Origin of the sequence: Pseudomonas sp. HMSC057H01, from assembly GCF_001836405.1 — a bacterium.
GTDB lineage: Bacteria > Pseudomonadota > Gammaproteobacteria > Pseudomonadales > Pseudomonadaceae > Pseudomonas > Pseudomonas aeruginosa.
In genome coordinates this window covers 1-9,371 of record NZ_KV828430.1, presented here as the reverse complement: position 1 = coordinate 9,371, position 9,371 = coordinate 1, and the positions used below count along the sequence as shown (strand labels likewise).

The following is a 9,371-nucleotide window of genomic DNA, read 5'->3' as shown; positions in this document are numbered from 1 at the left end:
GGCGGCGACGCGCTGCTGGGCGCGCGCGCCGCCGCCGAGCGCCTGCAGCAGGTGTTCGACCAGGCGCCGCTGGCCGAGGGCCGCTCGACCCGCGAGCTGGTCGATGGCGCGGTGGCGCTGCGCGGCCTGGGCCATGCCTACGAGGGCGTGGAGGTCCTGGCCGATATCGACCTGGAGCTGAAGGATGGCAGCCTGGTGGCCCTGGTCGGTCCCTCGGGCTCCGGCAAGAGCACCCTGCTGCACCTGCTGGCGCGCTACATGGACGCGCAGCGCGGCGAACTGGAGATTGGCGGCCTGGCACTGAAGGACATGCCCGATGCCGTGCGCCATCGGCATATCGCGCTGGTCGGCCAGCAGGCGGCGGCGCTGGAGATATCCCTGGCCGACAACATCGCCCTGTTCCGCCCCGATGCCGATCTCCAGGAGATTCGCCAGGCGGCCCGTGACGCCTGCCTCGACGAGCGCATCATGGCCCTGCCGCGTGGCTACGACAGCGTGCCGGGACGCGACCTGCAACTGTCCGGCGGCGAACTGCAACGACTGGCCCTGGCCCGTGCGCTGCTATCGCCGGCGCGCCTGTTGCTGCTCGACGAGCCGACCTCGGCGCTGGATCCGCAGACCGCCCGGCAGGTCCTGCGCAACCTGCGCGAACGCGGCGGCGGCCGGACCCGGGTGATCGTCGCCCATCGTCTGGCCGAAGTCAGCGATGCCGACCTGATCCTGGTGCTGGTCGCTGGCCGTCTGGTCGAACGCGGCGAGCACGCGGCGCTGTTGGCGGCGGACGGCGCCTATGCGCGCTTGTGGCGTGAACAGAACGGCGCGGAGGTGGCGGCATGACCCTGTTCGAACGAATGCGTGCGCTGCCCGAAGACTGCCGTGCCGCGTTGCGCCGGGCGAGCGCTTGGGCGGTCCTGGCGGCGCTGCTGGACGCCGCTTGCGGCGTATTGCTGGTGCCGTTGGTCGAGGCCTGGTTCGCCGAAGGCGCGTTGCCCTGGCGCTGGGTCGCCGCGTTGCTCGGCTTGAGCCTGGCGCAGGCGCTGTTGCAGTACCTGGCCCTGCGTCGCGGTTTCGCCGCCGGCGGCTCGCTGGCGGCTGGACTGGTGCGCAGCCTGGTGGCGCGCTTGCCGCGCCTGGCGCCGCCGGCGCTGCGCCGGGTCGCGCCGGCCGAAGGCCTGCTGCGCGGCCCGGTGATGCAGGCGATGGGCATTCCGGCGCACCTGCTGGGGCCGCTGATCGCCGCGATGGTGACGCCGCTCGGGGTGATCCTCGGGCTGTTCCTGATCGACCCGTCCATCGCCCTCGGCCTGCTCGTCGCCGGTGCCGTCCTCGCCGCGCTGTTGCGCTGGAGCGGGCGGCGCAATCTGGCGGCGGAGGATGCCCGGCTGGCCGCCGAGCGCGACGCCGCACGGCAGTTGCAGGCGTTCGCCGAACGCCAGCCGCTGCTGCGCGCGGCGCAGCGCGAAAGCGTCGCCCGCCAGGGGCTGGAAGAGGCCTTGCGCAGTCTCCACCGCAGCACCCTGGAACTGTTGCGGCGCAGCCTGCCCAGCGGCCTCGGCTTCGCCCTGGCGGTGCAGGCGGCGTTCGCCTTCGCCCTGCTCGGCGGCGCCTGGGCGGTGGAGCGGCAATGGCTGGACGGCGCGCGGCTGGTGGCCGTGCTGGTGCTGCTGGTGCGCTTCATCGAGCCGCTGGCCCAGCTCACCCATCTCGACCAGGCGTTGCGCGGCGCCTGGCAGGCGCTGGACACCCTGCTGCGGGTTTTCGCCCTGGCTCCGCTGCACAGCCCCGAGCCGGGCGAGCGGCCGCACGACGCCAGCCTGGCGGCCGAGGCCGTGGAATTGCGCCTGGAAGATGGCCGCGCCTTGCTCGAGGACATTTCCCTGAGGCTGGAGCCGGGTTCGCTGAACGTCCTCGTCGGACCCTCCGGGGCCGGCAAGAGCAGCCTGCTGGCGCTGCTCGGGCGGCTCTACGACGTCGATGCCGGGCGTGTCCTGCTGGGTGGCGTGGATATCCGCCGGTTGAGCGAAACGACCCTCGCCGCCAGTCGCAACCTGGTGTTCCAGGACAACGGCCTGTTCCGCGGCAGCGTTGCCTGGAACCTGCGCATGGCGCGAGCGGACGCCGATCTCGAAGCGCTGCGCGAGGCGGCGCGGGCGGTTGGCCTGCTGGAAGAGATCGAGGCCTGGCCGCAGGGCTGGGACAGCGATGTCGGTCCCGGCGGCGCGCTGCTGTCCGGCGGCCAGCGGCAACGCCTGTGCCTGGCTCGCGGGCTGCTCTCGACGGCGCCGTTGCTGCTGCTCGACGAGCCCACCGCCAGCCTCGACGCCGCCAGCGAGGCGCAGGTGCTGCGCAGCCTGCTCGGGTTGCGCGGCCGGCGCACCCTGCTGGTAGTGACCCACCGCCCGGCGCTGGCGCGTCAGGCCGACCAGGTACTGCTGCTGGAGGAGGGGCGCCTGTGCCTCAGCGGACGTCACGCCGATCTGCTCGTCCGGGACGACTGGTATGCCGGTTTCGTCGGGCTGGCGGGCGAGGAAAGTTCCGCGACGGTCGTGGATCGATAGAGAAAGACCGGCAATCGAAAAAGCCCCGGAGACGATTTCTTCATAATGATAAGCATTATCAAATCGTATATCCCCCGAGGCTGTTCGAACGATGAAAACGGAGACGAAGGTGATCAAGGGACGCCAGGGCATCGCCCGCAATCGGCACACCCCGTTGTGCCTGGGGCTGCTGCTGGCGCTGAGTCCGCTGGCGGCGGCCGTGGCCGACGCGCGCAAGGACGGCGAGACGGAACTGCCGGACATGGTGATCAGCGGAGAAAGCACGTCTGCCACCCAGCCGCCGGGGGTGACTACCCTGGGCAAGGTGCCGCTCAAGCCGCGCGAGCTGCCGCAGTCCGCCAGCGTCATCGACCATGAGCGCCTCGAACAGCAGAATCTGTTCAGCCTCGACGAAGCCATGCAGCAGGCCACCGGGGTCACCGTGCAGCCGTTCCAGCTGCTGACCACCGCCTACTACGTGCGCGGCTTCAAGGTCGACTCCTTCGAGCTGGACGGGGTGCCGGCGCTGCTTGGCAATACTGCCAGTTCGCCGCAGGACATGGCGATCTACGAGCGGGTCGAGATCCTTCGCGGCTCCAACGGACTGCTGCATGGCACCGGCAACCCGGCGGCCACCGTCAACCTGGTGCGCAAGCGGCCGCAGCGCGAATTCGCCGCCAGCACCACCCTCAGCGCCGGGCGCTGGGACCGCTACCGCGCCGAGGTCGACGTCGGCGGCCCGCTGAGCGCCAGCGGCAACGTGCGCGGCCGAGCGGTGGCCGCCTACGAGGACCGCGACTACTTCTACGACGTGGCCGACCAGGGCACCCGCCTGCTCTACGGGGTGACCGAGTTCGACCTGAGCCCCGATACCCTGCTCACCGTCGGCGCGCAATACCAGCACATCGACTCGATCACCAACATGGCCGGGGTGCCGATGGCCAAGGATGGGTCCAATCTCGGGCTGTCCCGCGACACCTACCTCGATGTCGACTGGGACCGCTTCAAGTGGGACACCTACCGCGCCTTCGGCTCCCTCGAACAGCAACTGGGCGGCGGCTGGAAAGGCAAGGTCAGCGCCGAATACCAGGAAGCCGATTCGCGCCTGCGTTACGCCGGCTCCTTCGGCGCCATCGACCCGCAGACCGGCGACGGTGGCCAGCTGATGGGCGCCGCCTACAAGTTCAAGAGCATCCAGCGCAGCCTCGACGCCAACCTCAATGGGCCGGTGCGACTGTTCGGCCTGACCCACGAACTGCTCGGTGGGGTCACCTACGCCCAGGGCGAGACCCGCCAGGACACCGCACGCTTCCTCAACCTGCCGAACACCCCGGTCAATGTCTACCGCTGGGACCCGCACGGCGTGCCGCGCCCGCAGATCGGCCAGTACACTTCGCCGGGCACCACCACCACCACCCAGAAAGGCCTCTATGCCCTGGGTCGGATCAAGCTCGCCGAGCCGCTGACCCTGGTGGTCGGCGGCCGCGAAAGCTGGTGGGACCAGGACACCCCGGCCACTCGCTTCAAGCCCGGTCGCCAGTTCACGCCCTACGGCGGGCTGATCTGGGACTTCGCCAGGGACTGGTCGTGGTATGTCAGCTACGCCGAGGTCTACCAGCCGCAGGCGGATCGCCAGACCTGGAACAGCGAGCCGTTGAGCCCGGTGGAAGGCAAGACCTACGAAACCGGGATCAAGGGCGAACTGGCCGACGGCCGCCTGAACCTGTCGCTGGCGGCGTTCCGCATCGACCTGGAGAACAATCCGCAGGAAGACCCGGACCATCCGGGGCCGCCCAACAATCCGTTCTACATCAGCGGCGGCAAGGTGCGCAGCCAGGGCTTCGAGCTGGAAGGCACAGGCTACCTGACGCCCTACTGGAGTCTCTCGGCCGGCTACACCTACACCAGCACCGAGTACCTCAAGGACAGCCAGAACGACTCGGGGACGCGCTACTCCACCTTCACCCCGAGGCACCTGCTGCGCCTGTGGAGCAACTACGATCTGCCCTGGCAGGATCGGCGCTGGAGCGTCGGCGGCGGACTCCAGGCGCAGAGCGACTACAGCGTCGACTACCGTGGCGTGAGCATGCGCCAGGGCGGCTACGCACTGGTCAACATGCGCCTGGGCTACAAGATCGACGAGCACTGGACGGCGGCGGTCAACGTCAACAACCTGTTCGACCGGACCTACTACCAGAGCCTGTCCAACCCCAACTGGAACAACCGCTACGGCGAACCGCGCAGCTTCAACGTCAGCCTGCGGGGCGCGTTCTGATGCCGCGCCGGCCGGGCTTCGGCTGGGCCTGGCGGGTTCCGCTGGCACTCGCCGGCAGCCTGGCGGCGGCGACCGCCAGCGGCTATCTGTTGACTCGCGGGCTGCCCCTGGACGACCCGCTCGAGCGTCTCTACGCCGGGCTCTTCGGCGCGCTCGGGGTGGGCTTGTTGCTGCTTGTCGGCGGGTTGCTGGCGCGTGATCCGGGCAACTTCGCCTGGCGCCTGGGCGGTAGCCTGCTGGCACTGGGCCTGGCGTTGTGGCTGCTGGCGGGGCGCGGTTGAAGTGGCGGCGCGTCCTCTCCTGCTCTCGCTGCACGGTGGCGCCGGCGCGCTGTTCGGCGTGCTGCTGTTCGTGGTGCTGTTCAGTGGCGCCTGGAGTCTTGGCCACGACGACCTGCGCGAGTGGCTGCGGGCCCCGGCGCAGACGGGAGGAGAAGCCCTTGCGCTGGAGCGCCTGCTCGAACGGGCGGGCGAGGAAGGCGTCGACATCGGCGATGCGACCCTGCTGCTGCCCGCTCCCGGCCATGCCGCCTTCAGCGTCTGCGATGCGCGCCTGGACTGCCGGCTGGACCTCGACCCGGCCAGCGGCCGGGTGCTGCCACCGACGCCGGCGCTGGACCTCCTGCTGAACCTGCACAAGAGCCTGTTCGTCGGCTTCCCCGGGCGGGTGCTGGTCAGCCTGTTCGGCGTATCGCTGTTGCTGCTGTGCCTGGCCGGCGTGCTGCTGCACAGCCGCCGCTGGCGCGACCTGCGGCGTTGGCGGCGGGATCGCGGGCTGCGCCTGGCGCTGTTCGACCTGCATGGCCTGATCGGCATCTGGGGACTGCCCTGGCTGCTGTTGTTCGGTTTCACCGGCGCGCTCAGCGGGCTGGGCGCTCTCGGGACCCTGCTGCTGGCGCCGGTGGCCTACCCGCAGGAACCGAACCGGGTGTTTGTCGAGTTGATGGGACCGCCGCCGCCCGCCGCCGAGGGGCGGCCATTGGCGTCCCGCATCGATCTCGACCGCCTGCTTGCCGGCGATGCCGTGCGGGCGCCCGGCTTCGTTGCCCAGCGTTTGAGCCTCAGCCATGCCGGGGATGTCGCCGGCAGCGTGGAGATCGCCGGTATCCAGCGTGGCCTGCCGAGTACCGCGAACTTCGAGCGGCACCGCTATCGGCTGGCCGACGGCGCCCTGCTCGGCGAGCGCAGCTCGGCGCAGCGCGGGTTCTGGCTGCGCGCCTTCATCGCCGTGCAGCCGTTGCATTTCGCCCAGTACCAGTGGCTCGGGCCGGGCTGGTCCGCCGCGTTGCGCGGCCTGCACCTGGCGATGGGCCTCGGCGCCTGCCTGCTCTGCGCCAGCGGCTTGTACCTGTGGCTGCAACGACGCGCCTCGGCGCCGGACGCCCGCGTACGGCTCTTGCAGCGCCTGAGCCAGGGTTTCTGTGCCGGCCTGGTGGCGGCGGCCGCGTTGCTCCTGCTGGGGCTGCAACTCGCCCCCTCGGAGCTACTCGCCGGACCCTGGCCGGGGCGGCTGTTCCTTGTCCTGTGGGCCGCCGCTGGCCTGGCGGCGTTGCTGCTGCCGGGCGACTGGCCGCTGGCGCGCGGGTTGCTCGGCGTCGCCGGGTTGGCCTGCCTGGCGGCCGCCGTCGCGCACCTGGCGCCCTGGCTCATGCGCGGCCGGCTGCCGGCCCTGGGCCCCGACCTCACCTTGATCCTCTGCGGCGCGCTGCTCATCCGGCACGCCTGGATGCAGGCGCGCGCCGCCGCGCCACCCGCCCACCCCCGTGTCACCGGAGACCACCATGCTTGAGCTGTATCGCCACCGCCGCCTGGTCATCACCCTGGCGTTGCTCTACCTGTCCCAGGGCATTCCCATCGGCCTGGCCATGGACGCCCTGCCCACCCTCCTGCGCCAGGATGGCGCGCCATTGCAGGCGCTGGCCTTCCTGCCCCTGGTGGGGCTGCCCTGGGTGGTCAAGTTCCTCTGGGCGCCCTGGGTCGACAACCATTGGTCGCGCCGTCTCGGCCGGCGGCGTAGCTGGATCCTGCCGATGCAATGCATCGTCCTCGCCTGCCTGCTTGGCCTGGCGACGCTCGGCCTCGGCGTGGCCAGTGCCGGTTGGGCGGTCGGCCTGCTGGCGCTGGCTTCGCTGGCCAGCGCGACCCAGGACATCGCCACCGACGGCATGGCGGCGGAGCACTTCAGCGGCGAGCTGCTGGCCAAGGTCAACGCGGTACAGATCGCCGGGGTGATGATCGGCTTCTTCGGCGGCGGCGCCGGCAGCCTGATCCTCGCCGGGCATTTCGGCCAGCGCACGGCGTTCCTGGTCATGGCCTGCGTGCCGCTGGCAAGCCTGTGCTGCGTGCTCGCCCTGGGGCGCGGCGACCCCCACGAACTCCCCCCGGCACCGGCCGCCAAGGCCAGCCTGCTGCGCTTCCTGCGTCGGCCGCTGGCGCCTTCGCTGCTGGCGCTGGCACTGCTGTCGGCGATGACCGCGGTGTCCGGCTTCGGCCTGTCCAAGCTGTACCTCAGCGATGCCGGCTGGGCCTTGCAGGACATCGGCCGGCTGGGCATGAGCGGTGGCCTGGTCACGGTATTCCTCGGCTGCGGCGGCGGCGCCTGGCTGGTCAGGCGGATCGGCCTGTGGCGCGGTTTCGCCCTTGGCGTGGTGCTCGCCGGTTGTTCGGCGCTGCTCTGGTATCTGCAGGCCGGTCGCTGGTTGGCACTGAGTGAAGGATTGGCGTGGACCTGCGTGCTGATCGGCTCGCTGGCTACCGGCATCACCTCGGTGGCGATCCTCACCGCGGCGATGCGCTTCGCCGGCCAGGGCGGCCAGGCCGGCACCGATGTCACCGCGGTGCAGAGCACCCGAGACCTCGGCGAGATGCTGGCGTCTTCGTTCCTGGTCAGCCTCACCGCGCAGATCGGCTATGCCGGCGGTTTCCTCACCGGCAGCGCCCTGGCGGTGCTGGCCCTGCTGCTCGCCCTGCGCCTGCAGGCCGGCGAGGGGCGCGGGGAGTGGAAGGGGCGGGCGGAAGAGGCCTGAGGCGTTGCCGATAGGCGCGCAGCGCCCGGCACCCGCACGGATGCCGCCTCTCCCGCGGACGGGAGAGGCGGGAGAGGGCAGGCGCGGTGGCCTGCCCGGTGTTGCTAGCGTGGCCGTTCCACCTGGTTGCGGTAGCTGCCGGTGATCGCTTCCAGCGCCGCGCTCTTCTCAGTCTTCGGTCGCGAAGCCGCGGCCCATTCCTCTTTTTCCCGTTCGCGGTTGGCCAGGATGATCTTGTTGGCGGTCGGCCGCCGCGCTTCTTCGTATTCGCGCAGGGCTGCGGCCACGTCGGCGTTGCGCGCCAGCGCGGCGGCCAGCTCGATGCCGTCGAGGATCGCCTGCGAAGCGCCGTTGGCGCCCATCGGATACATCAGGTGGGCGGCGTCGCCGAGCAGCGTGATGCGTCCCCGGCCCCAGTGCGGCAGCGGATCGCGGTCGACCATCGGGTACTGCAGGATCAACTGGTTGCGGGTCAGCAGGTCGCGGATGTCGAACCAGCCCAGGTCCCAGTCGGCGAAGAACGGCAACACGTCTTCCAGGCGTCCGTTGCGGTTCCAGTCGGCCTCGTTGTCGAGCTGGCCGACGGCGGCGCTCGGCACCATGCACACCCAGTTCACCAGCGACTTGCCTTCGGCCGCGTGGCGCGCCGAGATCGGATAGGCGACCAGGCGCGACCAGTGCTCGTCGTTGGCGACGATCATGGTCTTGCCGTCGAGGAAGCGGTCGAACTCGGTGACGCCGCGCCACATGGTGATCCCACCGTGGGACAGCGGCCCCTGGTCGGGATGCAGGTGCGCGCGGACCGCCGAATGGATGCCGTCGGCGCCGACCAGCACATCGGCACCGAGCGCCAGGGGCTTGCCGTGTCCGTCGCGGGCGCCGATCAGTACGCGGCCGTCGCGCTCTTCGATGCGCTCCACGCCGAGACCGGTGCGTACCGCCTGTTGGCCGAGACGCTCGCGCACCGCGGCGAGCAGGATCATCTGCAGTTCGCCGCGATGGATCGAGTACTGCGGATAGGCGTTGCCGGCTTCCACCCCGCGCGGCTCGGACCATACCGTGGCGCCGCTCTGGTCGATGTAGCGCAGCTCATGGGTGGGGATGGCGGTGGCTGCCAGCGCCGGGCCGAGGCCCAGTTCGGCGAGGGCCTCGACCGCCGCCGGCTGGATATTGATGCCGACGCCAAGGGGGCGTATCTCGCTGCTGCTTTCCAGCAGCGTGACCTTGCCGATGCCGGCCTGGTGCAGGGCCAGGGCGCAGCTGAGGCCGCCGATGCCGGCGCCGGCAATGAGGATATCGATGGGTTCGCTCATGGGTGCTTCCTTTTCTCGAGTGTTCGAATCGATGGGTGTTCGGCTGGGGCGGATGACCGTCTACCGCGATGAAACGTCGGCGCAGCGGCGGATAACGCCGGTGGCGTTATTCGCCCTACGGCCCGGCTCCGAGGCCGCGGTACGCATGACCGCATTCGGTTATCCACCGTAAAACGGGTGAGCTTCGAGGCCGCGTAGGGCGAATAACCGCTTGCGGTTAT

Annotated in this window: 6 protein-coding genes and 1 pseudogene; 6 read left to right on the top strand and 1 reads right to left on the bottom strand. The window is 70.6% G+C overall.

Annotation, left to right across the window (positions count from 1 at the left end; genetic code table 11):
* The 6 genes and pseudogenes from pchH to HMPREF2581_RS09280 form a co-directional block, all read left to right on the top strand.
* Positions 1–837, top strand: a pseudogene (gene pchH / locus HMPREF2581_RS09305) (ABC transporter ATP-binding protein PchH); the annotation flags it as partial.
* A complete protein-coding gene (gene pchI, locus HMPREF2581_RS09300) occupies positions 834–2,558 on the top strand; it encodes an ABC transporter ATP-binding protein PchI (protein ID WP_003137474.1) in 1,725 nt (574 codons plus the stop codon). The pseudogene pchH and the gene pchI, both read left to right, overlap by 4 nt.
* A 91-nt stretch (positions 2,559–2,649) precedes the next feature.
* On the top strand, positions 2,650–4,812 hold the full coding sequence (gene fptA / locus HMPREF2581_RS09295) for a Fe(3+)-pyochelin receptor FptA (protein ID WP_003111969.1): 2,163 nt from the start codon (positions 2,650–2,652) through the stop codon (positions 4,810–4,812).
* Positions 4,812–5,093 (top strand): hypothetical protein, encoded by a 282-nt coding sequence (locus tag HMPREF2581_RS09290; protein ID WP_003111968.1) that lies wholly within the window; start codon positions 4,812–4,814, stop codon positions 5,091–5,093. The genes fptA and HMPREF2581_RS09290 overlap by 1 nt, the downstream gene beginning before the upstream one ends.
* Position 5,094: 1 nt before the next feature.
* Positions 5,095–6,600 (top strand): PepSY-associated TM helix domain-containing protein, encoded by a 1,506-nt coding sequence (locus HMPREF2581_RS09285; RefSeq protein ID WP_016254310.1) that lies wholly within the window; start codon positions 5,095–5,097, stop codon positions 6,598–6,600.
* Entirely contained in the window at positions 6,593–7,837 is a 1,245-nt protein-coding gene (locus HMPREF2581_RS09280) for a RhtX/FptX family siderophore transporter (RefSeq protein WP_003112118.1), read from the top strand. Before HMPREF2581_RS09285 ends, HMPREF2581_RS09280 begins: the two co-directional genes overlap by 8 nt.
* Positions 7,838–7,941: 104 nt before the next feature.
* Here HMPREF2581_RS09280 and phzM read toward each other — a convergent pair whose 3' ends face one another.
* Positions 7,942–9,150, bottom strand: coding sequence for a pyocyanin biosynthetic protein PhzM (phzM, locus tag HMPREF2581_RS09275; protein WP_003093633.1), 1,209 nt, complete (start codon positions 9,148–9,150; stop codon positions 7,942–7,944).
* Positions 9,151–9,371 lie beyond the last annotated feature (221 nt).

Bases quoted from the DNA above. Each gene is read 5' to 3' on its own strand.
- pchI (WP_003137474.1), top strand. From the start codon at position 834: ATGACCCTGTTCGAACGAATGCGTGCGCTGCCCGAAGACTGCCGTGCC.
- HMPREF2581_RS09280 (WP_003112118.1), top strand. From the start codon at position 6,593: ATGCTTGAGCTGTATCGCCACCGCCGCCTGGTCATCACCCTGGCGTTG.
- HMPREF2581_RS09290 (WP_003111968.1), top strand. From the start codon at position 4,812: ATGCCGCGCCGGCCGGGCTTCGGCTGGGCCTGGCGGGTTCCGCTGGCA.
- fptA (WP_003111969.1), top strand. From the start codon at position 2,650: ATGAAAACGGAGACGAAGGTGATCAAGGGACGCCAGGGCATCGCCCGC.
- phzM (WP_003093633.1), bottom strand. From the start codon at position 9,150: ATGAGCGAACCCATCGATATCCTCATTGCCGGCGCCGGCATCGGCGGC.